Origin of the sequence: Leucobacter albus, from assembly GCF_039528015.1 — a bacterium.
GTDB lineage: Bacteria > Actinomycetota > Actinomycetes > Actinomycetales > Microbacteriaceae > Leucobacter > Leucobacter albus.
Genome location: NZ_BAAAKZ010000014.1, coordinates 1 through 25,468 on the forward strand (window position 1 = coordinate 1; position 25,468 = coordinate 25,468).

26 protein-coding genes and 1 tRNA gene are annotated in these 25,468 nt (G+C 67.8%); 5 read left to right on the forward strand and 22 right to left on the reverse strand.

Going from position 1 to position 25,468, the window contains the following annotated elements; all coding sequences use genetic code 11:
* Positions 1–453: 453 nt before the first annotated feature.
* The 10 genes from ABD115_RS14390 to ABD115_RS14435 form a co-directional block, all read right to left on the reverse strand.
* Positions 454–525 (reverse strand) — tRNA-Thr (locus tag ABD115_RS14390).
* A gap of 107 nt (positions 526–632) precedes the next feature.
* Positions 633–2,237 carry an alpha/beta hydrolase gene (locus tag ABD115_RS14395; protein ID WP_343962085.1) on the reverse strand — a complete coding sequence of 535 codons (1,605 nt, stop codon included), beginning with the start codon at positions 2,235–2,237 and terminating at the stop codon, positions 633–635.
* A complete protein-coding gene (locus ABD115_RS14400; protein ID WP_343962087.1) occupies positions 2,234–3,385 on the reverse strand; it encodes a DNA polymerase III subunit delta' in 1,152 nt (383 codons plus the stop codon). Before ABD115_RS14400 ends, ABD115_RS14395 begins: the two co-directional genes overlap by 4 nt.
* Before the next feature lie 181 nt (positions 3,386–3,566).
* Positions 3,567–4,292, reverse strand: a complete 726-nt coding sequence (locus ABD115_RS14405) for a hypothetical protein (RefSeq protein WP_343962089.1) — start codon at positions 4,290–4,292, stop codon at positions 3,567–3,569.
* A gap of 107 nt (positions 4,293–4,399) precedes the next feature.
* The gene (locus ABD115_RS14410) at positions 4,400–5,566 is read right to left on the reverse strand and encodes a hypothetical protein (protein ID WP_343962090.1); all 1,167 of its coding nucleotides are present in this window, start codon (positions 5,564–5,566) and stop codon (positions 4,400–4,402) included.
* Positions 5,563–5,802, reverse strand: a complete 240-nt coding sequence (locus tag ABD115_RS14415; RefSeq protein ID WP_343962092.1) for a hypothetical protein — start codon at positions 5,800–5,802, stop codon at positions 5,563–5,565. Before ABD115_RS14415 ends, ABD115_RS14410 begins: the two co-directional genes overlap by 4 nt.
* 53 nt (positions 5,803–5,855) lie before the next feature.
* Complete coding sequence (locus ABD115_RS14420) at positions 5,856–6,209, reverse strand: SAV_915 family protein (protein WP_343962094.1); 354 nt, start codon at positions 6,207–6,209, stop codon at positions 5,856–5,858.
* Positions 6,210–6,337: 128 nt separating this feature from the next.
* Positions 6,338–6,652, reverse strand: coding sequence for a hypothetical protein (locus ABD115_RS14425; protein ID WP_343962095.1), 315 nt, complete (start codon positions 6,650–6,652; stop codon positions 6,338–6,340).
* A 214-nt stretch (positions 6,653–6,866) separates the two neighbouring features.
* A complete protein-coding gene (locus ABD115_RS14430) occupies positions 6,867–7,697 on the reverse strand; it encodes a hypothetical protein (RefSeq protein ID WP_343962097.1) in 831 nt (276 codons plus the stop codon).
* Between the two features lie 49 nt (positions 7,698–7,746).
* Complete coding sequence (locus ABD115_RS14435) at positions 7,747–8,373, reverse strand: YigZ family protein (RefSeq protein ID WP_343962099.1); 627 nt, start codon at positions 8,371–8,373, stop codon at positions 7,747–7,749.
* Between the two features lie 44 nt (positions 8,374–8,417).
* Here ABD115_RS14435 and ABD115_RS14440 point away from each other — a divergent pair, with 44 nt between their 5' ends.
* From ABD115_RS14440 to ABD115_RS14450, 3 genes are all read left to right on the forward strand, one after another.
* A complete protein-coding gene (locus ABD115_RS14440; RefSeq protein WP_343962102.1) occupies positions 8,418–8,822 on the forward strand; it encodes an RNA-binding S4 domain-containing protein in 405 nt (134 codons plus the stop codon).
* A gap of 107 nt (positions 8,823–8,929) precedes the next feature.
* Positions 8,930–9,829 carry a 3-methyladenine DNA glycosylase gene (locus ABD115_RS14445; RefSeq protein WP_343962135.1) on the forward strand — a complete coding sequence of 300 codons (900 nt, stop codon included), beginning with the start codon at positions 8,930–8,932 and terminating at the stop codon, positions 9,827–9,829.
* Positions 9,830–9,861: 32 nt separating this feature from the next.
* Positions 9,862–10,197 (forward strand): hypothetical protein, encoded by a 336-nt coding sequence (locus ABD115_RS14450; protein WP_343962104.1) that lies wholly within the window; start codon positions 9,862–9,864, stop codon positions 10,195–10,197.
* 75 nt (positions 10,198–10,272) lie between these two features.
* Here the strand turns inward: ABD115_RS14450 and ABD115_RS14455 are convergent, their stop codons facing one another.
* Together ABD115_RS14455 and ABD115_RS14460 are read right to left on the reverse strand one after the other, a co-directional pair.
* The gene (locus ABD115_RS14455; RefSeq protein ID WP_343962106.1) at positions 10,273–12,009 is read right to left on the reverse strand and encodes an acyl-CoA dehydrogenase family protein; all 1,737 of its coding nucleotides are present in this window, start codon (positions 12,007–12,009) and stop codon (positions 10,273–10,275) included.
* A 236-nt stretch (positions 12,010–12,245) separates the two neighbouring features.
* A complete protein-coding gene (locus ABD115_RS14460) occupies positions 12,246–12,902 on the reverse strand; it encodes a TetR/AcrR family transcriptional regulator (RefSeq protein ID WP_343962108.1) in 657 nt (218 codons plus the stop codon).
* A gap of 191 nt (positions 12,903–13,093) precedes the next feature.
* On the opposite strand from ABD115_RS14460, the gene ABD115_RS14465 reads away from it, so the two are divergent.
* Positions 13,094–14,644, forward strand: a complete 1,551-nt coding sequence (locus ABD115_RS14465) for a class I adenylate-forming enzyme family protein (RefSeq protein WP_343962110.1) — start codon at positions 13,094–13,096, stop codon at positions 14,642–14,644.
* Positions 14,645–14,684: 40 nt separating this feature from the next.
* Here the strand turns inward: ABD115_RS14465 and ABD115_RS14470 are convergent, their stop codons facing one another.
* From ABD115_RS14470 to ABD115_RS14490, 5 genes are all read right to left on the reverse strand, one after another.
* On the reverse strand, positions 14,685–15,827 hold the full coding sequence (locus tag ABD115_RS14470; RefSeq protein WP_343962112.1) for an Rv2578c family radical SAM protein: 1,143 nt from the start codon (positions 15,825–15,827) through the stop codon (positions 14,685–14,687).
* Positions 15,828–15,902: 75 nt separating this feature from the next.
* Positions 15,903–17,831 (reverse strand): heavy metal translocating P-type ATPase, encoded by a 1,929-nt coding sequence (locus ABD115_RS14475; RefSeq protein WP_343962114.1) that lies wholly within the window; start codon positions 17,829–17,831, stop codon positions 15,903–15,905.
* 69 nt (positions 17,832–17,900) lie between these two features.
* The gene (locus ABD115_RS14480) at positions 17,901–18,488 is read right to left on the reverse strand and encodes a TetR/AcrR family transcriptional regulator (protein ID WP_343962115.1); all 588 of its coding nucleotides are present in this window, start codon (positions 18,486–18,488) and stop codon (positions 17,901–17,903) included.
* Positions 18,489–18,599: 111 nt separating this feature from the next.
* Positions 18,600–19,835 carry an alpha-hydroxy acid oxidase gene (locus ABD115_RS14485; protein ID WP_343962117.1) on the reverse strand — a complete coding sequence of 412 codons (1,236 nt, stop codon included), beginning with the start codon at positions 19,833–19,835 and terminating at the stop codon, positions 18,600–18,602.
* Between the two features lie 29 nt (positions 19,836–19,864).
* The gene (locus ABD115_RS14490) at positions 19,865–21,178 is read right to left on the reverse strand and encodes an enolase C-terminal domain-like protein (protein ID WP_343962119.1); all 1,314 of its coding nucleotides are present in this window, start codon (positions 21,176–21,178) and stop codon (positions 19,865–19,867) included.
* 220 nt (positions 21,179–21,398) lie between these two features.
* On the opposite strand from ABD115_RS14490, the gene ABD115_RS14495 reads away from it, so the two are divergent.
* Entirely contained in the window at positions 21,399–22,136 is a 738-nt protein-coding gene (locus ABD115_RS14495) for a GntR family transcriptional regulator (RefSeq protein WP_343962122.1), read from the forward strand.
* Between the two features lie 43 nt (positions 22,137–22,179).
* Here the strand turns inward: ABD115_RS14495 and ABD115_RS14500 are convergent, their stop codons facing one another.
* The 5 genes from ABD115_RS14500 to ABD115_RS14520 all read right to left on the reverse strand — a co-directional run.
* Positions 22,180–22,503: an L-rhamnose mutarotase gene (locus tag ABD115_RS14500; RefSeq protein ID WP_343962124.1), complete on the reverse strand. Its 324-nt coding sequence runs from the start codon at positions 22,501–22,503 to the stop codon at positions 22,180–22,182.
* 102 nt (positions 22,504–22,605) lie between these two features.
* Positions 22,606–23,361 carry an SDR family NAD(P)-dependent oxidoreductase gene (locus ABD115_RS14505; RefSeq protein ID WP_343962126.1) on the reverse strand — a complete coding sequence of 252 codons (756 nt, stop codon included), beginning with the start codon at positions 23,359–23,361 and terminating at the stop codon, positions 22,606–22,608.
* Positions 23,361–24,218, reverse strand: a complete 858-nt coding sequence (locus tag ABD115_RS14510) for a fumarylacetoacetate hydrolase family protein (protein ID WP_343962128.1) — start codon at positions 24,216–24,218, stop codon at positions 23,361–23,363. Before ABD115_RS14510 ends, ABD115_RS14505 begins: the two co-directional genes overlap by 1 nt.
* A gap of 133 nt (positions 24,219–24,351) precedes the next feature.
* The gene (locus ABD115_RS14515) at positions 24,352–25,062 is read right to left on the reverse strand and encodes a FadR/GntR family transcriptional regulator (RefSeq protein ID WP_343962130.1); all 711 of its coding nucleotides are present in this window, start codon (positions 25,060–25,062) and stop codon (positions 24,352–24,354) included.
* Between the two features lie 146 nt (positions 25,063–25,208).
* Positions 25,209–25,468: hypothetical protein (locus ABD115_RS14520; protein ID WP_343962133.1), on the reverse strand; the 260-nt coding region annotated here is incomplete at its 5' end.

Here is a 25,468-nt window from a genome sequence, read left to right on the forward strand (position 1 = left end):
TCACGCGCAACTCCAGGCCCGCAGCATTCCTGCCACCACCCGAACCAGACCAGTCCAGCCCCGAAGAGCCACACACCGCTGGGGTGAAGATGAATCCCATTTTCCCTACCCGCTTTACAAACCAAACCGCGGTTCAAGTGGGGGTGTTGTGTGAGAGATTCTCGCCGCCTGCGCTTTACCGCGCCGGCCAACAGATGAAAACATTACGCGGAATCGGGCAGACACACAAATCCGTGCGACCCACAAGAAGCCGACCCCAATGCTGGCAACGAAGCACCCCGCCCACCGGGCGTGTCCCACACGGCGACGCGTCGGTTCGGCAACCCGGCAACCCGGCTGCGCCGACGCGCGGCCGCGGCACCCGAATGTCTCCTCCCGGCCGCTCGCCCCGACCGCAGAAACGCAAAACGGCCCGGAGCAGATGTCTCCATCTGACCCGGGCCGTTTGATCTGAGCCGCCTATCGGATTTGAACCGATGACCTGTTCTTTACGAGGGAACTGCTCTACCCCTGAGCTAAGGCGGCCTGTGAAGAACGTTCGTCCTACACCAGCGAAAACTCTAGCACGAAAGCGCTCCCCGTTTCGCACACCCCCACCGTCGGGCCGCAACACGCCCCGGCACTGCCCAGCCCTAGCTGCACGTCACACCAGACTTCGGAACCTCACTGGCAATGAAGTACTGCTCGACGATGCCGTTGACGCACGAATTCTTGCCGTACGCGGTGTGCCCCTCACCCTCAAAGGTCACGAGCACCCCGCTCTCGAGCTGCCCCGCGAGCGACTCCGCCCACTTGTAGGGCGTGGCCGGGTCGCCGGTCGTGCCGATCACGAGAATCGGATCCGCTCCGGCGGCACGAACAGGTGCCCGCTCCGCTGCGCCCTTCACCGGCCAGCCGGCGCACGACACATCGCCGTAGCCCTGAAACTTACCGATCGTCGGCGCGAGTTCGGCGAGCTCCGCGGCCTCCGTGCGCATGCGCTCGGCCTCGATCGCGTTCGGGTAGTCGAGGCAGTTGATGGCTTGGAAGGCCTCGGTCGAGTTGTCGAGGTACTGGCCGTCCATGCGCGAGTAGTACGAATCGGCGAGCGCGAACGCGACATCGGCCTCACCAGCGGCAACCGTCTCGAACAGCGTGTTCAAGTAGCCCCAGTTCGACTCGGAATACAGGGGCGTGATGATCGCAGTGAGCAGCGTCGACGCGGTGAGCGTGCGGCCGTCAGTGCCCGTGAGCTCGGCCTCTTTCACGTCGTCGAGCAGCGCGCCGATCTGCGCCATCGCGTCGTCGACGCTGCCGCTGAGCGGGCAGTCTTGCGCGCCGAGGCACGCGGTCACGTAGGTGCGCAGCGCGGCCTCGAAGCCGAGTGTCTGCTCGCGAATCACGTCGGCCTCGCTCGCGGTCGGGTCGAGCACCCCGTCGAGCACGAGCCGGCCTACCTGCGCGGGGAACATTTCTGCGTAGCGCGCCCCGATGTGCGTGCCGTACGAGTAGCCGAGGTAGTTCAGCTTCGCGTCGCCGACGATCTGACGCAGCATATCGAGGTCGCGCACCGTCGACACCGTGTCGACGTGCCCGAGCAGCTCGCCGGTCTGCTCGAGGCAGGCCTCGCCGAACTGCCGCGAGGCGTCGACGCCCTCGGCGATCCACTCGTCACTGCCGCGCTTCGCCGCGCTGTCGCTCGCCCCGAACAGATACTCGTCCATGCCGGCCGCGTCGAGGCACGTCACGGGGGTCGAGGCACCGACCCCGCGCGGATCCCACCCGATCACGTCGAACTCCCGCTGCAGCGGCTCGCCGACCGCGTAGTCGATCGAGTCGCGCACGTAGCTGGCGCCAGACGCACCCGGCCCGCCGGGGTTCACGAACAGCGTGCCGAGCGGCGTGCCGCCCGTCGCCGGCTGCTTCACCAGGCGCAGCTGAATCGTGTCGCCTTCGAGCTCGTCCCAGTTCAGCGGGGCGTGCACGTCAGCGCACTGAAAACCATCGCCGCAGTCTGCCCACTTCGGCGTCTGCTCGCCGAACGCGCCGCCGACGGGCTGCGCCGGCAGCTCAAGCTCGACCTCGGTCGGGCGCGCGTTGCCCGGCTGAAACAGCTGCCACACACCCGTGAGCGACACCACGAGCCCGATGATAACGAGCACCACGCCTACGACGAGCACCCACCGCTTCCACGGCTTGCGCCTGATCGGCTCGGCGTCATCGCCGGCGGGGTACTCGTACAGCTCGGGAGCGCTCACGAGGCAAGCACCCGGTTGTCGGCCATCACAATCCGCGCGAACAGCGCCTCGAGCACGAGCCCCGGAGTGATCGCGCGGGCGAGCCGCTCGCGCGCCTCTTCGACAGCCGAGACGACCGCGAGCGCCTGCTCAGGCGACCAGCGCTCGGCGAGGTCGCGAATGGCGGCCCCCGATTCGGCGTTCACGAGCTCTGGGTCTGCCTCGAGCGTTGTGAGCAGCACGTCGCGGTACAGCGACAAGAGGTCGGTGAGAATGCGGTCGATGCCGTCGCGCAAGCTGCGCTTGCGGCGGCGATCCTGGTCTTCTTCGAGCGCCTTCATCTGCGAGCGCAGCTTCGGGGGGATGGCGGCCCCCGGCGCGAGCCCGAGGTTGCGCATCGCGTCGGCGCGCTCGGAGGCGTCGAGCTGCTCGGTGAGCGCGTCGGCGTCGGCCTGCGCGATCGCGACAAGCGAGGCGGCGACCGCCATGGCATCTCCGAGCGTGTGCGCGGTGAGCGCGCCCGTGATCGAGCGCTCACGGCGGCTCATCGCCTCGGCGTCTGTCGCGAGCCTGCGGGCCATGCCGATGTGGCTCTGCGCGAGCCTCGCCGCGCGCTCGGCGAGCGGTGCGTCGATGCCGTCGCGCTCGACGAGCAGCCGCGCAACGTCTTCGACGCTCGGCGTCACGAGGCGCACGGAGCGCGTGCGCGAGCGGATCGTCGGCAACAGGTCTGCCTCGCTCGGCGCGCACAGCACCCAGATGGTGCGCTCGGGCGGCTCCTCGATCGCCTTCAAGAGCACGTTCGAGGTGTGCTCTGTCATGCGATCCGCATCTTCGATCACGATGACCCGGTAGCGCCCCTCGCTCGGCGCGTAGTGCGCGGTCGTCACGATCTCGCGCGCGCTATCGATGCGGATCACCGCGGCCTGCGTTGTCAACGCCGCAAAATCGGGGTGTGTGCGCCCACGCACCTGGGCGTACACGCGCTCGCGATCCGCCTCCTCGCGTGCGATCAGCGCGGCGGCGAACCGGTACGCAAGATTCGACCGGCCGGAGCCGGGCGGCCCCGTGATCAGCCAGGCGTGAGCTGGCCCGCCGTCGGGGCCGGCCGCGCGCGACAGCGCCTCGACCGCCGCTGGCTGGCCAACTATTTCCGCCCAGAAACTCATGCCGTAAGGCTATCGGGTGCCGCTGACACGCAGGCTGCGAATCCTGCCCAGGCCTTCCCGCTCGCCGCGCACGCCGGCCTCGCACCGCCGCACCCGCGCACAATAGGCGATCAGCCCAACACAGCCCCGAATCACCCGATCCCGGCCCCGTTACGGCAGATCACCACGGTTTACGCGGTTCTCACCCGCTCCCTCCGGCAAAGCTCGCCCGAAACCGCTCCCACGCCAGGGCAGGGTCACTCAGCGACGTGCGCTCCTCCGGGTGGGCGCGAAAATAGTTGACCACCGCAGCCACGACCGCAGGGTCTGATCCGCACCCACGCGCGCGCATCACAGCCCACTCAGTTCCAGTGCTGTCGCACACAGCGACCCCGGGGCCCAACCGCGCATCGAGCCGCACCTCTGCGCCGCGCAGGTGACGCCAAGACAGCTCCCGCACGCTGCCCTCCCAGGCCAGAATCACGCCGCGCTCGGTGAGCGTCACGCCAGCGGGCCGGCGCAGCAACTGAGCCACGAGGCGCACAAGAAACCCGAGTGCAACAAGGGCGATGACGAGCACCGCATAGGCCGTGAGCGGCACTTCGCTCTCGGCTAGAGCAGACTCTCCCGTCTGAGCTCCACCCGCAATCACCCAGGCTGCGAGCCCTCCCCAAACCACAAGGAGCGAAAACACCCCAAGCGTGAGGGCAGGTTCGCGCCACCGTGGCGCGAACCGAAGCGCTGAAGCGCCCGGCGCAATACGAACGGCACCGGGAACAAAATGATCCCGCATTGTAGTCACGTGCAGCAGCGACGCGGCGAGCATTGTCAGCAAGATCCCGTAGCTTCCCCGCTCCCACGGCTCGGCAGCGGCGCGCCACAACAACGCAAGCAGTACGACACCAGCAGCCCCCGCGACACCAGCCACTCCACGAACCACCACCCCCGGCCACGGAGCGGTTGCTAGCTGCGGTTCTCCCGGCCGGTCACCAAATGTGACAGGCGACTGCGGCACCCCTGCCCGAAGCACCGGCGTCATCCCTGCTTTGGCGTATTCGCTGAAAGCGCGCCGGGGTTCGTGAACCAGTCTTCAATACCCTCACGCACGCCGAGTGGGATCGCCGGAGCGTACGCGCCATTGTCGTTATCCCACAGTCCCTTGCCGACTCCGCTACCGGCCAGACCTCCAAGGAGGCCACCCACGATGCTGCCCGGGAGCCCAGCGACCCTCGCTCCGATCGAAAACCCTGTGCGTGCCCCAACGTAGCCGCCTCCTAGCCCGGAGGCGATGTTGCCCCAGGATTCACCCGCACTCACTTCTTGCCACGTTGCCGTGACAACCCCAGCGGCTCCAAGCCCGTTTAGGACCGTCCCCGCTTTTGACCAGTTCACTATCGACTGTTCGACCTGCTGGAGTCCGCGAGTCAATCGTCGGCCCGACACTGCGTCCTCGCCTTGTTTGACGGCAAAGTTGTTGTCTCGCAAATCCTGCATGAATCGACTGTGCGCCTCGCTGAGATGCGCGCTGCGCTCGTGCAATCGCTCCAGCTTGGCGTCGACTCCGTGCTGTGCACCCGCCATAGCTTCGGTGAAGAGGGTGGGCTCGTTCATCTTGAAATGCTCGAGCAGACGCGACAGCCCAGACGCGGCTGGCGCCTCATTGAACAGCCGCCCGAAGTGCTCCGCGATCCACAGCTTGTTCTCACCGTGCCAGTTGCCAACGCGCTCTGCGATCTCGTCAAATAGCGCGAATACGCTGCCTGCCCCCGGAACGATTTGCTCGGGCCCCACGATGTCGGTGGTTGCGCATGGTGCGCTCGCATCATTGGGATCTCGCCTCGTCGGCGCAAGGATGTATTCGCCCTGGACAACGAGCCCGTAGCGAGATGCCGTGTCGGCATAACCCTCAAAGAGGCCCTTGCCACGTTTCAGCTTCCACGCGTACGCGCGAATGACTTCCCCTACCTTCGCCACATAGTTCGAGACCGAGCTCTCGATATCAGCCCGCAGCTCTTGCGAGGCCTCAAAGAATGCATCTGCGGCAGCGCCGCCCCACGAGGGCTCGAAGTTCACCTCGTTCACGCGCAGGCGCTCTTCACAGTCCCGCAGTTCGCTCAGCAGATCCTTATCAAGAGCATCGGCGAGCGATTCAAGCGCAACATGATCACCGGGAATTCGAAGGTGAATAGGCGCGCCGCTCATGCGCCGAACGCTTTCTTCTCGAAGTCTTTCAGCGCGTCAGCGACGTCTCGATCGTGAGCCGCAAGGTCGTTGAGCGCATCTCGGGCAACCGAATACAAAACACGCAGCGCATCGGATGCTGCTGCCGAGCTCTCGAGCGCCGCGGTGAGAACAAACTGTAACTCGCGCACTGCCTCTCCTGCGTCGACACCCTCAGGGATACCTGCAACTGCCGCGTCGAGCACATCAAACTTCATAAGGTGAGCCTGCAACAAGGCATGAGCCGGAGCATAATCAACGTGCACCCGAGTCATACGAGCCGCCCGTCGCGACGAAGCTGAGATGGGACCTCGACATCAAATCCGACAGTATCAAACGGCTGCTCGTCCCGAATGGTCTCCAAGCCCTCCAAAGGCACAACAGCCCATGGCTGCCGCCAGCCACACGCGTCAAGTAGCCGGTCCAACGCGGTGAAAGCGAGGAGAGCCGCTCGGCCGTCAGATAGCTCGCGAACTTCCGCTAGCCGGAGCCCGTCTTCGGTTTCGCGGGTGGGGAGGTACAGATACGGCGGAACAACTCGATGGTCTCCCAGGTCGGCCCGTGCCGATCTCGGAGCCCCAATAAGGGGTCGCAATGGTTGGAGGCCAACTCGCTTCTCAGCCACTGAAGAGATCCTCTCGGTTTCCCTGCCGCACGTACGTTACAGCACCCAACGTACAACACATACGACCTTCGCAGCTATCGCATGCAGATGCTGCCCTTCCCCGTGCAAAAGCCAGCTGAACGCGCACCTCACCCACCCAGATCCACAAACGCGGCCTCGCCTGGCACGACCCGCGCCCCGCCGGCGCTGAGCTTTGCGGCGAGCGCCGCGAGCGCCACAACTTCCTCTTCGGCGACCGCGAAGTGCTGCGCGACGACGTCGCTGTACTCGGCCGCGCCGACTGCGTAGCCGCGCCTGCGCGCCTCTGCCTCAATCTGCGCGGCGGCCTCGTAGCTCGAGGTGACAGTGACCTCGCGTCTGAGGACGATCTCGCGCGCGGCATCAATGCGGATCACCGCCTGCGTAGTGAGCGCCGCGAAATCAGGGTAGGTGCGGCCACGCACCTGAGCGTAGACCGATCGCGATCCGCCTCCTCGCGCGCAATGAGCGCCGCCGCGAAACGGTACGCGAGGTTCGAACGCCCCAACCCCGGAGGGCCAGTAATGAGCCGCGCGTGCGAGGGCGCACCATCTTGCGCTGCGGCACGCGAGAGCGCCTCAACCGCTGCTGGCTGCCCGATAACTTCCACCCAAAAGCTCATACCGGGTGCCGCTGACGTTAGGCCTGGACGTCGCCGGCGCCCGGCGCGAAGCTCCCGCGGAACCGTTCCCACGCGAGCTCCGGCTGCGACAACAGCGCGCGATCGGCAGGGTGGTCGCGAAAGTGGTTCACGAACGCGGCGAGCACCGCAGGGTCGGAACCCGTGACACTCGTGAGCACGTTGATGTCGTTGCGGGCACCGTGTCCCAGTACCCACAGCGTCGGGCCGAACATTTTCCCCTCGCCGCTACCCGCGGAGAGCATGTCGTCCCAGGCCACGCGCTGCACTGTGCCGTTCCACGCGGCAACAACGCCAAGATGATCCACCGTGAGCCCGCGGGCCACGCGGCGAGCGCGCACAGCGGTGCGCACCAAGATCACCGCGCACAGTGCCCCGAACAGCGGCAGCGCGTATGACCGGAAGCTGATGGCCGAAATGCCCGTGGTCGGATCGACGGCGATGGCCATGCTCCACAGCATCAACAGGATCGCTGCCCCAAGCAGCACGAAGACGAGCGACGCGCACACCAGCAGTCGTTGTCCCAGAGGGCGAGCGACGAAGCGAACAACATTTGGGTCAGCTGCGATACGGGCCGCCCCAGAAGTAAACGCGACGGGCTCAACGAACCACAGCGCACCGATTGCAATCGCTCCGAGCCCTGCGGCCGTAAACTCCGCGTATTCCCACGGATACCTGGCCCACACCAGCAGTCCAGCCGCTGCGGCCACGAGCACCACGCTCACGGCGCGATACAGCACCACCAAGTCGCGGCCCGGCCACTGCGGGGTAGCGATGGTCGGTTCGCCCGGCCTGTCTCCGATGCCAACGACTTCAGTTGTCTGCGTCATATCGAGCACCCTGCGCCGCCCCTTTCTGACTGTTCACAGTCCAGTCGCGCTACAGGTCAACGTAGACCGCCTCGCCCAGTGACACGGTGGCCCCGCCCGCGCTGAGTTCTGCGGCGAGTGCCGTGAGGGCCGGGATCTCTGGCTCAGCCACCCCAAAGCGCTGCAGTACTGCGGCACCGTAGTCTGCCGCACCGATCGCGTAGCCGCGGCGCCGCGCTTCGGCCTCGATCTGGGCTGCGACTTCGTAGCTTGACTCGACTGACACCTCGGCGCGCAGCCCTCGTCGCACGCGTTCGGCCTCGAGCACCGCCCCGGCTACCGACGCGCGGTAGGCCCGCGTGAGCCCCCCTGCGCCGAGCAGCACGCCGCCGAAGTATCGGGTTACGACCGCGACGACGTCGCTCAGCCCGGCAGACACGAGCGCGTCGAGCATCGGGGCGCCGGCGGTGCCACTCGGCTCGCCGTCGTCGTTCGAGCGCTGCACCCGCGAGTCAGGGCCGATCACGAACGCCGAGCAGTGGTGTCTCGCCCGCGGGTGTTCTGCGCGCACGGTCGCGATGACATCGCGCGCGGCGTCTTCTGAGCCGACCCGCTCGAGTCGCGTAAGAAACCGGGAGCGCGAGATCTCGATCTCGGTCTCCACCCGCCCCGCGATCGTCTCGTACTCGGCTGCCATGCTCCTATGGTGTCATGCCCAGCGCGCCGCGTTACGATCAAGGGGTGAGTAGCGTGCGTGTGGATAGTTGGGTGTGGGCCGTCAGGCTCGCGAAGACCCGCAGTCAGGCGACGGCGGCGTGCCGCGCCGGTCACGTGCGCGTGAACGACGCCCCGGCGAAGGCCTCGCAACCCGTGCGGATCGGCGACATCGTACGCACCCGCCTCCACAGCATCGAGCGGGTCTACCGCGTCACGGGCCTCGCGACCAGGCGCGGCAGCGCGACCGAGGCCGCGGCGCACTTCGAAGACCTCACCCCGCCGCCCCCACCCCGCGTCGAGCGCCCGATGACGGTGTACCGCGACCCAGGCGCCGGCCGCCCGACCAAGCGCGATCGGCGCGAACTCGAGAAGCTGCGCGGGCGCGATCAGCAGGCGTTCGACGGCCGCGACCTCCCGGGCGCTGAGTGAGCGCCGGCGCTTCGGCTGCGCTGCCAGCCGCTTCGAGCACCCCGCCGGCTGAGCCCGCAGCACCGGCCTTCGCGCCCGCAGCGCAGCAGCCACCAGCGCACCTCACCGTGCTCGCCGAGCCGCAGTGGCGCGCCCTCGCCGAGGCGCACGAGGCCCGCGCAGACGCGCTCACCGCCGCGCACCGCGAGCGCCGGCTGCGTGGCCAGCAGCACCCCATCGAAGACTTCCTGTTCACCTACTATCCGTTCAAGCCAGCCGAGCTGCGCAGGTGGCACCCGGGCGCGGGCGTCGCGCTCGCCGGCGCGGTGGATCGTGCCTCGTGGCGCTACTACGCCACTGCCGCAGCCACTGCTGCCACCGACACAGCAACCGTCGATCTCCCCGCCTTCTTCGCCAAGCGCGGCCAGACAGTCGACTACGTCGAGCAGCTCCTCACCGCGACCCTCGCCCACACCCCGCAGTTCGGCTGTTTTGGGTTGCACGAGTGGGCGATGGTGTACCGACTCACGCCTGAGCAGATCCGCCACACGCGGCTCCCGCTGCGCATCGGCCACGACGCAACCGACGCCGTGGTCGAGTCGCACACCATTGGCTGCAGCCACTTCGACGCGTACCGGTTCTTCACGCCGGCCGCGGCTCCGCTGAACCGGCTCTCGCCGACCCGCGAGACCCAGCCCGAGATGGAGCAGTCGGGCTGCCTGCACGCCGGCATGGACATCTATAAGTGGGTGACGAAGCTCGGGCCGATCATCCCTGGCGAGCTGCTGCTTGATGCCTTCGAGTTTGCGCGCGACATTCGCTTCGTCGACATGCAGGCCTCACCGTACGATGTCGCGGGCTTCGTCGATCACGCGGGCACGCCGCTCACGGCGATCGCCATCGAGACCCCCGCCGGCAAGCAGGAATATGTGCGCCGGCAGCGGGAGTTCGCCGCACGGGGCAACCGACTGCGCGAGCGCGTGCTTGCGGCGATCGCCGTCGCGCGGGCGGGCATCGCCACCGGGTGACAATCGTGCGCGCCGGTGGTAGCGTGCGAGACATGGATGCCGCGCTGAAGCGTCAACGACTGGTCAGGGTTCTCACCTGGGCCGTGGCGCTCCTCGCGGTCGCGGCCTGGGCCGTGTCGCTCGCGCTCGAGGCGCCGTGGCGGCCGTGGTTTGCGGTCGCGCTGTGGTCAATCATTGGCGTCGGGCTTGTCGCGCGCGTGCTCCGCAGAAAGAAGCTCGCGCGGAGCAGGCTCGACGCCTTCGGTGGGCTCAACGAGATCTATCTCGGGCGCACCTACTCCCCCGACATCTCGGGCACCGCGGTCGACAGCGCGGAGATCGGCGCACGGCGCTCAGACGACCCGCCGCCGGTTTCCCCGCTCTCATAGCGACCCACGATCCACCGCCTCTACCGGGGCCACCCTTCCCGGCCCGGCCACCCGACCCCGCCACCCGGCCGGCGGTTAGTGCCGCGCGAGAATCGCCTCGTGGTCGGTGCCGGCAGGCAGCACCCCGTAGTCGATGCCGCGGTCTTCGCCCAGACGCGAGCCGATGAATGCCTCGGCGCTCGCAGACGGCGCGTAGCGCAGCATGAGCCCGGCCTGCAGCGCGATGCCCATCGTGCCGACGAGGCGCCTGGCCCCTGCCTGCGCGACATCGGGCGTCGCGCCCGCGATCTCGGCGAGCTCCCGCTGCACCCTGGCACGCAGCGCGTCGTAGCGCGGGTCGGCACCGGCGGCGAGCGCGAGCTCAGCGTCGAACGCGGCGATGCTCTCGGGCTCGCGGGTGAGCGCGCGCAGCACGTCGAGGGCGATCACGTTGCCCGAGCCCTCCCAGATCGCACTCACCGGCTGCTCCCGGTAGCGCATCGCGAGCGGAAAGTCTTCGGTGTACCCATTACCGCCGAGGCACTCCATCGCCTCGTAGGCGTGCCCGGGGCCGCGCTTGCAAACCCTGTACTTCGCGACGGCGGTAGCGAGCCGCCTGAACGACTGCTCCTGCGCGCTCGCATCGTCTTCGTGGGCGGCGGCGAGGCGCATCGCCAGCAGGGTCGACGCCTCAGATTCGAGCGCGAGATCTGCCACAACGTTCGTCATCGCTGGTTGGTCGATGAGGGTGCGCCCGAAGGCCTTGCGGTGCCGCACGTGCCAGAGCGCCTCGGCGGCTGCCTGGCGCATGCCGGCCGCGGTGCCGATCACGCAGTCGAGCCTGGTGCGCGCGACCATTTCGATGATGGTGCGCACCCCGCGGCCGGCCTCACCGACCGGGAAGGCAACGGTGCCGTCGAGCTCGATCTCGCTTGAGGCGTTCGACTTGTTGCCGAGCTTGTTCTTCAGGCGCTGCACGCGAAACTCGTTGCGGGTGCCGTCTTCGAGCACGCGCGGCACGAAGAAGCAGCTGATGCGCCCCTCTGGGTCGTTCTCTTCGCGCGCGAGCACGAGAAAGGCGTCAGACATCGGCGCCGAGCAGAACCACTTGTGCCCGGTGAGCAGCGCCCCGCCCTCGACGCGCCTCGCTACGGTCTCGTTCACGCGAACGTCGGAGCCGCCCTGCTTCTCGGTCATCGCCATGCCCATGAGCACTCCGGGCTTCTCGCCCGGGGCGCGCAGGGTGCCGTCGTAGCCGGTGCCGAAGAGCCGCGGTAGCCACTTCTCGGCAAGCTCGGGCTGGTGCTGCAGCGCGGGCACAACCGCGTGCGTCATCGAGATGGGGCAGGCGTGGCCCGGTTCGATCTGTGCGAAGAGAGAGAATGTCGCCGCGCGCGCGACGTGCGCCCCGGGGCGCGGCGCCGACCACGCCGAGGTGTGCGCGCCCGCTGCAACAGCCGCCCCGATCACGCGGTGGTACGAGGGGTGGAAGCGCACCTCGTCGATGCGGTTGCCGCGGTGGTCGAAGCTCACGAGCTCGGGGGTTTCGGCGTTCGCTAGCCTGGCGTCCTCTTGAAACTCGGCCGTGCCGACGTGCTGGCCGGTCGCGGTGAGTTCGGCGTCAGCCCAGCCCGCGCCGAACGTTTCGACTGCCTCGCGCAGCACCTGGAAGGTGAGGTATTCGTTCACCTCGGTGCGCTCGGGCGGTTGGTTCTTCACGGTGTGGGTGCGCCCGACCGGTGCGGGGCGCAGGGCCGCGGTTTGCGGGGTCGCGGGGGGCGGATCGCCCAGGCTGTGTGCGGCCTTGGCTGGTGCAGCGGTTGTCGATGACATCGGTGTCTCCTTCGGTCGTGCTCGGTCTTGCTGGTTCTTGCTGGTTCTTGCTGGTTCGGTGTGGTTTGGTGTGGTTCGGTGTGCCGCTGGGGTCTTGCTGGGTTCGGTGCAGTTCTGCGGTGCTGCGGTGCTGCGGTGCTGTGGTTCTGTGGTGCTCTGGTTCTGCGGTTCTGCGGTTTTGTGGTTCTCTCGCGCTGTCAGCGAATAGGCGGTCTCGTGAGCTTGCGGCCTTGCGCCTAGCCGAGGTTCATCCCTGCGCCCGGCGGCTCAAATGTCGCAAACCCGGCGAGCCGCTGGCAGGCCGCAGCGAGGGTGTCGAGCACCGCTTCGGGCTCACTGGCCGGGCCCGGCATGAGCGGCCGAATGAAGGCCTCGCCGAGCGCACCGACGATCGCCGGGGCGAGCAGATCGAGCCGGTCGGCGACGAGCGAGCCCTCGCGCACGCCGTCGGAGAGAATCTCGGCCACCGTCTCGGTGTAGCCGCGCCTGAAGACGAGGCGCTCGCGTTCGACCCCGACGTCTGCCGCCTCGAACAGGAGCGCGCTCGCGAGGGTGCGGCCGCGCAGCGCGCGGGCGCCGAACACGCGCACGAGGGCGTCGAGTCGCTGCTGCGCTGGCGTGGCGAGCCGTGCCTCGGTACCGTAGCCGACGGCCGCGCGCACGGTGTCGAGCTCGATGCCGGCGGCCCGGTCGAAGATGGCCGCAGACAGCGCCGTCTTGTCGGGGAAGTAGGTGTAGACGGTGCCGGCCGACACGCCAGCGCGGTCAGCAACCCGCGCGATCGTCGCCGCGCCGAAGCCCTGCTCTGCAACGATCTCGTGCCCCGCGGCAACGAGAGCCTCGCTGCGGGCAAGCCGGTGCTGCTCGGTTCGCTCGGTGCTGCGGTACGCCATGCTGACCTGCTTCCTTGACAGTGCTCGACGGTGCAGGAGTGCTCGGTGCCCGACTGCCTCGACTGGCGGCGAGAAAAAACTCTCCCTTTCGCAAACAATTGAACCATGATTCAATTGTTTGCGAAAGAGGGGTCGCCCGAGACTCCCCGCCATACCCCCACGCAACACCGTCGTTGACCTAGGAGGATTCAATGGATCTCAGCAGCATGCTCGAAAGCACCGCACGAAAGTTTCCGCAGAAAGAGGCGCTCGTCGCGGGCGACCGCCGCTACACGTACACCGATCTCGTCGAGCACTCGCGCAGGGCCGCCGCCGTGTTCCGCGACGCGGGCCTCACGCGCGGCGCGTACGTGCCCGTCGTCACGCTCAACACCCCGGGCTTCGTCTTTGCGGCCTTCGGGCTCTGGCGCGCGGCGATGGCGCTCGCCCCGGTCAACCACAAGCTCACCGCCCCCGAGCTGCGCTTTCTCATCACGCACAGCGGCGCCGAGGTCGGCGTCGTCGACGCCACCCTGCTCGAAACGGCCCGCCAGGCGGCACCCGGTGTGCGCTGGCTCGTCACCGAGGCGGCAAGCTTCCCTGAAATCGAGGTCGATCCGCGCGACGACTTCGACGCGCTCCTCGCCGAGGCGACTCCGTGGGAAGGGGAGCCTGTGAGCGAAACCGAAACCGCCGAGCTGCTCTACACCTCTGGCACGACGAGCGACCCGAAGGGGTGCCTGCACTCGCATCGCGGCATCACCACCGTCGCCGCGTACTGCACCGCGAGCGCGGGCCTTCAAGCCTCAGACCGGTTTCTCATCGCGATGCCCATCTGGCACTCCTCCCCGCTCAACAACTGGTTCATGCCGATGATGTTTCTCGGCGGCACCGTCGTGCTGCTGCGCGAGTACCACCCGATCGAGTTCTTGCGGGTCATCGAGCAGGAGCGGGTCACCGCCTTCTTCGGCCCGGCGATCGCGTACCTCGCCCCACTGCAGGCGGCGAAGGCCGCGGGGCTCGATTGGGGCTCGTTCGATCTGTCGAGCGCGCGGCTGTGGCTCGCGGGCGGCGCCCCGATCGGCAAAGACACGATGCAAACGATGCGCGCCGCCTACCCCTCGGGCGGGTTCCAGCAGGTGTACGGCATGAGCGAAATGGGGCCCGTCGGCACGACCCTGCTGCCAGCCGACCAAGAGGTGAAGGCCGGCTCGATCGGCCACGCCGGCATGCCCGGGGTCGACCTGCGGGTCGTCACGCAAGACGGGCGCGACGCCCTTCCGGGCGAAACCGGCGAGATCTGGCTGCGTTCAGACACGAGAATGACGGGCTACCTTGGCAACCCCGAGGCCACCGCAAAGGCGTTCGAGGGCGACTGGTACAAGTCTGGCGACCTCGCCCGACTCGACGAAGACGGCTACCTGTTTATCGCCGACCGCATCAACGACATGATCATCACGGGAGGCGAGAACGTCTACACGCTCGAGGTCGAGAACGCCGCGCGCGAGCACCCCGCAGTCGCCGACGTCGCGATCGTCTCACGCCCCCACGCCGAGTGGGGCGAGACCGTCGTCGCGGTGGTCGTCGCGGCCGAGTCCGGCCCGCCGAGCATCGAGGAACTGCGGGAGTTCCTCGGGCAGCGACTTGCCCGATATAAGGTGCCGCGTGATGTTGTGACCGTTGACGCGCTTCCCCGAAACCCATCAGGGAAGGTACTGAAACACCGCCTCAGGGCGCTCGTGCGTGAGGGCGCGACGGCGTAGCGGATCGGGCGCAGCGGGTCAGGCGTATCACCGCGCTGGATCAGAAGAGCGTCGGGGCAGGCATGCCCGGGGTCGCATCCCACAAAGCGAGCCCCGCGCTCTCACCGGTGCTCGGCAGCTGCCGCGCCCCGCGCGCTCCGGCCGCCGCGACCGGCGGGTAGGGATCGCGCGAGCGCCGCCCGCCACCTGAAAACTCGAGGCCGTGCTTGCGAATGAGCGGACGAATGCGGGCAGCGAGCTCCAACCGATAGGCCTGCGTCGCCTTGCTCGCGGCCCCCGGGTAGAGCCGACGGTAGGCCGGCACGAGCTCAGGGCGCTCCCGCTCGAGCCAGGCGAAAAACCACGGCTTCACCGCCGAGCGCAGGTGCAGCGCCCCGTACATCACCGAGCGTGCCCCAGCCTCGCGAATATCGGTGAGCAGTGCGTCGAGGTGGGCGACGCCATCGGTGAGGTGCGGCAGCACCGGCATCACAAACACGTCGACCTCGAGCCCGGCGGCCCGGGCGGCGGCCACGGTGTCGAGCCTCGCGCGCGTCGTCGGGGTGCCGGGCTCGATCGATTGCTGCAGCGCGTGGTCACCCACCGCGATAGACATCGCGAGCTCGACGGGCACCCGCTGCTGGGCCTCGGCCAACAGCGGCAGGTCGCGCCGCAGCAGGGTGCCCTTCGTGAGAATCGAGATCGGGGTGCGTGCTGCGGCGAGCGCCTCGATGATACCCGGGAGCAGCGCGTACCGCCCCTCTGCCCGCTGGTAGGGGTCGGTGTTCGTGCCGAGAGCAACCATCTCACCCTGCCACGACGGTTTCGCGAGCTCGCGGGCCAGCACCTCGGCGACATTGAGCTTCACAACAATCTGCGAGTCGAAGTCTGCGCCAGCGTCGAAATCGAGGTACTGGTGCGACCCCCGCGCGAAACAGTACACACAGGCGTGCGAGCACCCGCGGTACGGGTTAATTGTCCACGAAAACGGCATCGCAGACCCCGCCGGCACCCGGTTCAGGGCACTCTTGGCGAGCACCTCGTGAAACACCATGCCAGCGAACTCGGGTGAGCGCGTCGTGCGCAGGTGCCCGGGCATCGCCGCGACCCCCGCAAGCTCCATGCCGGGCAGCGCCTGCTGGGCCGCGCTGCCGGGCGGCGCCTGGTGGGCAGCGCGGCCCGCCAACTGCTCACTCCACCTCATGAATTCATTCGAACATATGTTCGAATTAATTGCAAGCGCGGGCGCGCGAAAGCAGCGGCCCCGCACCAGCACCCGCTACCTGGGCGGCCGGCGCTTGCCGCGAATCGCCCGCAGCGCGGCGAGAATGGCAACAAGGTCGACGAGCTCCTGCATCCAGGCCCCAACAATCGCGGGCAGAAACCCGAAGGCTGCGATGAGCATGAGGGCGACGCTCACGGCGATGCCCATCCAGATGCTCTCGAGGGCGATGCGCACGGTGTCTTTGCCGATGCGCACCGCGGTGCCGACCCCGTCGATGCGATCGAAGCGGTTCACAACGTCGGCCGACTCGCTGGCCGCTGTCGACCCGCGCGCGCCCATCGCGAACCCGACATCGGCCGCGGCGAGCACCGGCGCATCATTCAGCCCGTCGCCGACCATCACGAGTGGGCGCGGCTGCATGGCGCCGACGATGCGCACCTTGTCGGCGGGGCTCGACTCGGGGTGCACCTCGTCGATGCCGGCCTGCGCCGCCATCGCGTTCGCGGTCGCGGCGACGTCTCCCGTGACCATCGCGAAGCGCTCGACGCCGAGCGTGCGCAGCTCGGCAAGCACCTCGGGCACCTCGGGGCGCAGCTCGTCGCGCATGATGAGCGTGCCCGCGAAGCGATCATCGAGGGCGACGTAGATCGCGAGCTCGCCCGCGCCGAGCTCGGCAGCCGTGAGCTCCTGCGCAACCTCGGCAACCCAGCTGGGCTTGCCGACGCGCACGGTGCCGGCCGCTGCGGCCCCCGCACCCCCAGCACCAACACCCCCGGCGAGCACCGCCTCAACCCCGTTCGTCGCGCTCTCCGCGGCGCTCTCGACCGGCAGCAGCGCGATGCCGCGCGCCTTCACCGCCTCGACAACGGCGCTCGCGAGCACGTGCGAGGAGTACACCTCGGCGCTCGCGGCGAGCTGCAGCACCTGCTCCTCAGTGAAGCCCTCGGCGGGGCGCACCGCGCGCGGTTCGGGCTTGCCGGTGGTGAGGGTGCCGGTCTTGTCGAATGCGGCAGATCGCACCTTCGCGAGCTGCTCGAGCGTGCCGCCGCCCTTCACGATGAGTCCCGCCTTCGCGGCGCGGCTCATGCCGCCGAGAAACGCGACGGGGGCGGCGATGAGCAGGGGGCACGGGGTCGCGACGACGAGCACCTCGGCGAAACGCACGGGGTCGCCGCTCGCGAACCAGGCAGTGCCGGCGATAACGAGCGCGACAATGGTGAAGGGAAGGGCGTAGCGATCGGCGATCCGCACCGTCTTCGCGCGGCTGCCCTGCGCCTGCTCGACGAGATCGACGATCTGCTGGTACTTGCTGTCTTTCGCGGTCGCGGCGGCGCGCATGGTCACCGCGGTGGATCCGTTCACCACACCACTCGCAACCCGCTCGTCGCGGGCCCGCAAGACTGGCAAGCTCTCGCCTGTGAGCGAAGACTCGTCGAACTCGGCGGAGTCGGAGAGCAGGATCGCGTCGACCGGCACCAGCTCGCCCGGGCGCACGAGCAGTTCGTCGCCAACGCGAACGTCGCTCACCGCGATGGTCACGGTGCGGTCGGCGCCGTCGGCCCCGTCTGGCTCGCCCGTCGGGGACGCCGCGCCCGCCGGGGTGCGGATCAGCCGGGTCGCCCGCTGCGGTGCGCGCTTGAGCAGCGCGGTGAGCTCCTGCTTCGACCGGTTCTCGGCGTAGTCTTCGAGCGCCTCGCCGCCCGTGATCATGAGCACGACGACGAGCGCCGCCCAATACTCGCCGACGCTCACGGCCGCGACGATCGCGATGACCGCGAGAATGTCGAGGCCCGCGTGCCCGCGCATGAGCTGGCGCACCATTTCGTAGGCCTGCCAGGCCGCGATGCACAGGGCGTAACCGCCGACGATCCACGGCACCGCACCGCGCGCCGGCGTCGCGAGCATGATGAGCCCGGCAACACCGACGACAACCGTAAGTAGCACGACCGGGTACGCCTTCGCGCCACGCACTATGAGCTTCATAGCTCTTATCTTGCTGGCCCACAGCAAGGTTGGCAATGGGCGGGGCGCGTTAGTGAGTGCGCTCCGCGGTCATTCACTGCTGAGCAGATGCTCAGAGAGCACACCAAGCGACACCAGCCGTTGCCACGACGCCCGCACGGCCTCGACGAGCGTGGCTCTCTGCCTCCCGCTCCGAAACCCATCGTCGTTTGATTCCCTGAGCACGAGCGTAGCCAACGCACCCAGCAGGCGCCCGTCGAGCTCCGCAATGCCAAACCGCTCCACAAGCGCGTTGCATATCTCCGTAGCCCAAAGCTCATGTTGGAGCGCCTCGACCGCCAGCAGCTCTCGGCTCGAATGGAGAATCCGATAGCGCTCAGGGTGCCAGTCGGTGAACTGCTCGAGCTGCCGCGCCATCACGATCGTCATCGCCACCGCGGCTTCGGCCGGGGAGCCCGCGTCGATATCAAGTACCTGTTGCCTTGCCGCGCTGAGCACCTCCGCCGACGCCGGAAATAGGATCGTCGATTTGTGCGGAAAGTGCCGAAAAAAGGTTCGCTCCGTCACGCCAACTTCCTCGGCGATGTCTTTCACGGTCACGGCGTCGTAGCCAAGTCGCGAGAACATGTCTATCGCGACTTCGAAAAGCTGAACCTTAGTTCTCGAGGCTTTTGACATAGCGAAACCTTATCTTGGAGCGCTGCCCCAATTGCCATATACAATTGCGGCCCGCTGGCGCCGGGTGCGCCCGGCTTCCCCGGCGCCGCTGCCTGCGGCAACCCGCCCCGGCTACTGCCCGCGGGGCACCAGCCGCTGCAGCTGGGTGACGTGCGCGGGCGTGAGCTCCTCGAGGCTCTTCACCTCGAGCAGCTTCATCGTGCGCACGATCTGGTCGGAGAGAATCGCGATCATGCGATCCACCCCCTCGCGCCCGCCCGCCATGAGGCCGTAGAGGTACGCGCGGCCGACGAGCGTGAACTTCGCTCCCAACGCGATCGACGCGACAATATCGGCGCCGTTCATGATGCCCGTGTCGATCGCGATATCGGTGTGGTGGCCGACCTCGCGCGCAACCTCGGGCAGCAGGTGGAACGGAATCGGGGCGCGGTCGAGCTGGCGCCCGCCATGGTTCGAGAGAATGATGCCGTCGACACCGAGGTCAACGAGCTTCTTCGAATCTTCGAGGTTTTGCACGCCCTTCACGACGAGCTTCCCGGGCCACATCGAGCGAATGACGTCGAGATCTTCGAACGAGATCGAGGGGTCCATCGCCGAGTCGAGGAGCTCGCCGACGGTGCCGCCGGTTGTGGAGAGCGAGGCGAACTCGAGCTTCGGGGTCGTGAGGAAATCCCACCACCACCACGGGCGCGGGATCGCGTTGGCGATCGTGCCGAGCGAGAGCTGCGGCGGAATCGAGAAGCCGTTGCGGGCGTCGCGCAGCCTGGCCCCGGCGACGGGGGTGTCGACCGTGAACATCAGCGTGTCAAAGCCCGCGGCAGCGGCACGCTCGACGAGCCCGTAGGAGATCTCGCGCTGCTTCATCACGTACAGCTGAAACCAGTTGCGGCCGTGCGGGTTCGTCGCCTTGACGTCTTCGATCGAGGTGGTGCCGAGCGTCGAGAGCGTGAACGGGATGCCGGCCGCAGCGGCGGCACCCGCGCCGGCGATCTCGCCCTCGGTCTGCATCAGGCGCGTGAAGCCCGTCGGCGCGATGCCGAACGGCATCGATGATTCGCCGCCGAAGATCTGCGCACGCGTGTCGACCTCGGAGACGTCTTTCAAGATCGACGGGTGAAACTCGATGTCTTCGAAGGCCTGGCGGGCCCGGCTCAGCGAGAGCTCTCCCTCGGCCGAGCCGTCGGTGTAATCAAACGCCGCCTTCGGCGTGCGCCGCTTCGCGATGCGCTGCAGATCGTAGATCGTGAGCGCGCCGTCGAGCCGACGCTTCTTGCCGTTGAACTCGGGCTTTTTGAACTGCATGAGATCGAGGATCTCGGCGGGGCGGGGAAACTGTCTCTGCACCATGTCGGGGCCTTCCTATCTGATTCTCGAGCCTAGATCTTGCCCGCTGCGCGCAGCTCTTCCCAGCCAGCGCCGCCCGGGAACACCCACCGGTCGCGCGACGCCTCGAGCATCTCGGCGCCCGTGCCCGGCAGCTTCGGGGCGACGTAGCTGCCGTTCTCGACCCTCGCGGGCTCGACGAAGTGCTCGTGCAGGTGGTCGACGAACTCGACGCGCTTCCACCCGATCTCGCCGGTGAGTGAGGCGTAGTCGAAGAACGAGTAGTGCTGCACGAGCTCGCAGAGCCCCACGCCGCCGGCGTGCGGGCAGACCGGCACGCCGAACTTCTTCGCCATGAGCAAGATCGCGAGGTTTTCGTTCACCCCGGCAACGCGGGTCGAGTCGAGCTGCAGCACATCGAGCGAACCGGCCTGGAGCATCTGCTTGAAGACGATGCGGTTCATCACGGCCTCGCCGGTCGCCACCTTGATGGGGGCGACCCCGCGGCGAATGTCTGCGTGGCCGAGGATATCGTCGGTGCTCGTCGGCTCCTCTATCCAAAACGGGTCAAACTCGGCGAGCGCGTTCGTCCACTCAATCGCCTCGTCGATCTCCCAGCGCTGGTTCGCGTCGATCGAGATGCGAATGTCGGGGCCGACGGCCTCGCGGGCGAGCCGCATGCGGTTGATGTCGTCTTCGAGGTTCGTGCCGACCTTGAGCTTGATCATGTCGTAGCCGGCCGCGACGGCCTCTTTCGAGAGCCGCACGAGTTTCTCGTCGGAGTACCCCAGCCAGCCGGGAGTGGTCGTGTAGGCGGGGTGGCCGTTGGCCGCGAGCTCGGCGACGCGCTCGGCCTTGCCCGCTTCGCCGGCGCGCAGCAGCTCGAGCGCCTCGTCGGGCGTGAGCGCGTTCTGAATGTGGGTGAAGTCGATCGCGCTGACAATCTCTTCGGGGCTCATCTCGACGAGCAGGCGCCAGAGCGGCTTTTGCTCGCGCTTGGCGCGAATATCCCACAGCGTGTTGATGACGGCACCCGCGGCCATGTGCGAGACGCCCTTCTCGGGGCCGAGCCAGCGCAGCTGCGAGTCGTGCACGAGGCGCTTCGCCGCATCGCCGAGGTTCATCACGAGCTCGTCGAGGTCGAGGCCGATGAGGCGCTGGCCGTAGCTTTCGATCGCCTTCGCGACGATCTCGTTGCCGCGGCCGGCGGTGAAGACGAGGCCGTGCCCCGTTTCGCCGTTGTCTGCCTCGAGCACGGCGTAGGCGGCGGAGTAGTCGGGGTCAACGTTGACCGCGTCGGAGCCGTCGAGTTCAAGCGAGGTCGGGAACCGCACGTCGTAGCTGCGAACCGAGGTGATAACTGCCATGGGTGTCTCTCTATCTCGACGGGGCGGTGCCCGGTGGCGATGGTGGATCGGGGCCAGCGCCGCCCTTACACGAGGCACGGCGGCGGGCACGGGCTCAATCATATACGACTTTGCAAGATCGTATATTTTTGGGTCGCGGTGATGGGGCGCCGACGGCTACGCTTAAGCGGTGCGGATCCACCGCGAATCACACCACCGACGACACACAGGGGGCACACCGATGGCAGCGGAAACCGTGGCCCCGAGCGCCGACCAGCACGCCTCGCAGTCGGTCTATGAGCAGATTCGCTCGCGCGTGCTGCGCGAGGAGATTCCGCCGAACGCGCGCATCAACATCGATGCGCTCGCGCGCGAGCTGCAGGTCTCGTCGACGCCCATTCGCGAGGCACTCAGGCAGCTGCAGGGCGACAACCTCGTCGTGCAGGAGCCCGGCCGCGGCTACCGCACGACGCCGATCTTGAACCCGACTCAGCTCAGGGAGCTGTTTGAGTTTCGGCTGCTCGTCGAGCCGTGGGCCGCGAAGATCGCCGCGCAAGACCGGCTGCAGAACCCGGCATACCGACTCGAGGCCGAAATCGCCGACATCACCGCGCTCGTCAGCAACCAATCTGACATTCGCTACGAGTTGATGGATCACGACATTCGCTTTCACGATGCGATTCTCGGCAGCACATCGAACGAGGTGCTGCGATCGGCCTATGCGCAGACCCACTGCCACCTGCACGCGTTTCGGCTGCACCCCGGCGAGCGCACCGGGGAGTTCACCGTGCAGGAGCACCGCGTGATTCACCGGGCGATTCGCGACCACGACCCAGAGGCTGCGGAGCAGGCGATGCGCGACCACCTCGCGGCGGCGTACCTGCGCTTCGAGGTGGCCCACAACATCAGCCGCGGCACGCCGGTGCTGCCAGGCGTGCACCCCGACCGGCCGGCCGCGGGCAACGCGCTGTCGCTGTAGGCACTGGCCCGCCCGGGGCCCGGCCCCCGGAGCCCGCCGCGCGCTAATCGTGGTGGAACACCTCGGGGAGCTCCGCCCACCAGTCGCCCGCTGCGCGCTCGGGCAGCGGGCGCTGCAGCGGCTGCTGCACGGCCCACCACCGCTGCGTCTCGGGGTCTTCGGCCATCTTCGCCATATCGGCCTCGTAGTCATCGCCCACATACTCGAAGTACGAGAACAGCAGCTCGCCGTGCCTGAAGATCGAGTAGTTGCGAATGTTGCTTCGCGTGATCTGCTCGAGCACGGTGGGCCACACCGCCGCGTGGTACCGCTCGTACTCCTCGCGGTGCTCTGCCGGTAGACCGATGACCTGTGCGATGCGCTGCATGCTGGCTCCTTTGCCTCTTCGTGTCTTCAATAATGCCCGAGGGGCCGCTGCCCGGGGGCCACCTTCGCGGCCGCCCAGGGCTACGCGAGCGGCCGCCCCGGGCTACGCAAGCGGCCGCAGCCGGAGGCCGTCCATGCCGCCGTCGATGGCGAGCGCCGTGCCCGTCGTCGAACCCGCGCGCGGGCTCGCGAGGTAGGCGACCGCCTCGGCGACCTCTTCGGGCTGCACGAGCCTGCCGTGCGGCTGGCGCTTCTCGAGCGCGGCGCGCTCGGCGGCGGGGTCGGCTGCCGAATCGAGCAGGCGCTGCACCCACGGCGTATCGGCCGTGCCAGGGTTCACGCAGTTCACCCGAATGCCCTCGCGCAGGTGGTCGGCCGCCATCTGCAGCGTCAGCGAGTACACGGCCCCCTTCGATGCGCCGTACAGCGCCCGGTCTGGGAGGCCGGCGGTCACCGCGATCGACGCGGTGTTCACGATCGCCGCTGCCGGCGACTTGCGCAGCCACGGCAGCGCCGCCCGAGACACGCGCACGAGCCCCACAACGTTGATGTTCAGCACGCGCAGCCACTCGGCATCATCGTTGGTCTCGATGGTGCCCTGCGCGCCGACGCCGGCGTTGTTGACGACGATGTCGATGCGACCGAAGTGCGCCGCGACCGCGGCGACGCCAGCGTTCACGCTCTCGGTGTCGGCGATGTCGACCCGCTGGGCGAAGGTGCCGGCCGGCACGCTATCGATGTTGATGTCGAGAATGGCGACATCGGCGCCACCGCTCGCGAGCCGCTCCACGATCGCGGCGCCGATGCCCGAGGCCCCGCCCGTGACAACCGCGACAAGCCCGTCAAATTCCTGTGCCATCAGCGGCCCTCCTCGTATGCGACAAACTCCTGGCGCTGCGCGCCGAGGCCCTCGATTGACAGCTCAACGACGTCTCCCGCCGAGAGGTAGGGGAAGCGGCCTGAGAGCGCGACGCCCTCTGGCGTGCCGGTGAGCACGAGGTCGCCCGGCTCGAGCACCATGTACTGGCTCAGCTCGTGCACGATGTGGGCGATGCTGAAGATCATGTCGCTCGTGCTCGAGTCTTGCCTGGCCTCGCCGTTCACCCAGCTCTGCAGGCGCACGTTCTGCGCGTCGACCTCGTCTGGCGTGACGAGCCACGGGCCCGTCGGCGAAAAGCCCGGGGCCGACTTGCCCTTGCCCCACTGGCCGCCCGAGATGTCGATCTGCCAGGCGCGCTCAGACAGGTCGTTCACGAGCACGAACCCGCCGATGTAGTCGGCAGCCGCCGCCACCGACTCGATGTAGCTCGCGCGCTTGCCGATGACGACGCCAAGCTCGACCTCCCAGTCGGTCTTCTCGCTGCCCTTTGGCACGACAACCGCGTCGTTCGGCCCGGCGAGCGTGTTCGGGAGCTTGTTGAAGATGACCATGTGCTCGGGCGGGGCCGAGCCCGATTCTGCCGCGTGCGCCGCGTAGTTCATGCCGACGCACACGAGCGCGCTCGGGCGCGCGATCGGGGCGCCGACACGCATTTCGGAGGCGCCCACAAGCTCAGGCAGCTCGCCCGCGTCGAGCAGCCGCTGCACCTCGGGGATGCCCGACTCGAGGAAGTGCCCGTCGATCTGCGACGTCACCGCGCGCAGATCGTAGCTCGCGCCATCGGTCACCAGCACGGGGATCTCGGCGCCAACGGGGCCAAGCTGTGCGAACTTCATTGAACACTCATTTCTCGCAAAGGTGGGATGTCTATTCCCAGACTACTCATTAAATGCCGAATGCGCCCAAAAATAAGCTAAACAAGCGAGGTTTACTCGTAAATATATGGGATCTATCGACCCGTCGCGGTGGCTACTCCGACACCGCCGGGCCCGCCACCGGGTTCGCCACCGAGGTCGCCTCCCGCAGCCAGCTCTCGACGCCAGCGATGTGCGTGGTCATGAGCGCGGCCGCGAGCTCGGCGTCGCCAGAGGCGATCGCCTTCGCGATGGCGCGGTGCTCCGAGATCGTGCGATCCTTCGCACCGTCTTGCGTGAGCGCGCGCCACACTCGCGCCCGCACCGTGTGCGCTGCGAGCGACTCCACGAGGCCCGAGAGGTAGCCGTTACCCAGCTCGGCAACAATCGCCCGGTGAAACTCCGAATCGTGCTGCACAAGCGCATCGTTGTCGGTGTGCTCGGTGACGCTCGAGACCTCACGCTCGAGCGCGGCGACCGCCTCGGCGGTCATCGACCGGGCCGCGCGGGCGGCGGCCTGCGGCTCGAGCATGCGCCGCACCTCGAACATCTCGAGCACGGAATCATCGCTGTGCAGGTCTGCGGCGAAGCTCAGCACTTCGAGCAGCAAATGCGGTTCGAGGCTCGTCACATAGGTGCCGTCGCCGCGCCGCACATCGAGCACCCGAATCACCTCGAGCGCCTTCACCGCCTCGCGCAGCGAGTTACGGGAGGCGCCGAGGAGCTCCCCGAGCTCCTTCTCCGGCGGAAGCCGGTCACCGGGCGAGAGCTCTCCCGTGCGAATCATGTCTTTGATCCGAAGGATCACATCATCAGTGACTGCCATGATTTGATCCTAAGCGATCCATCCAGACCGCCCGCGCCGGGGTTGCCATATTCATGTCGCGCAACGAAACGGCAAACGCCCCGGAAGCGAACAAGACAGGAGTCCTGTGGCTTCCGGGGCGTCGCGTGGGCAGTCTTGTGTTCGCGCTAGAGACGACGGCGCTTGCTCAACGCAAGCAATCCGACACCGAGAACAGCGAGCAGCGCGCTACCGGCAAGAGCCACGGCGAGGTCAGCGCCCGTTGCGGCGAGCGGGCCGGTCGTGTGTGGTTTGCTTACCGATGGCTTCGTTACGGGCGGCTCAGTTGTGGTGGGCGGGCCAGTCTTCTCGACGATCTTCACATCGAGTGTTGACGAGGCCTTCAAGCCGTTCTCGTCAGTCACGGTATACGGCTGCTGCGTCACCG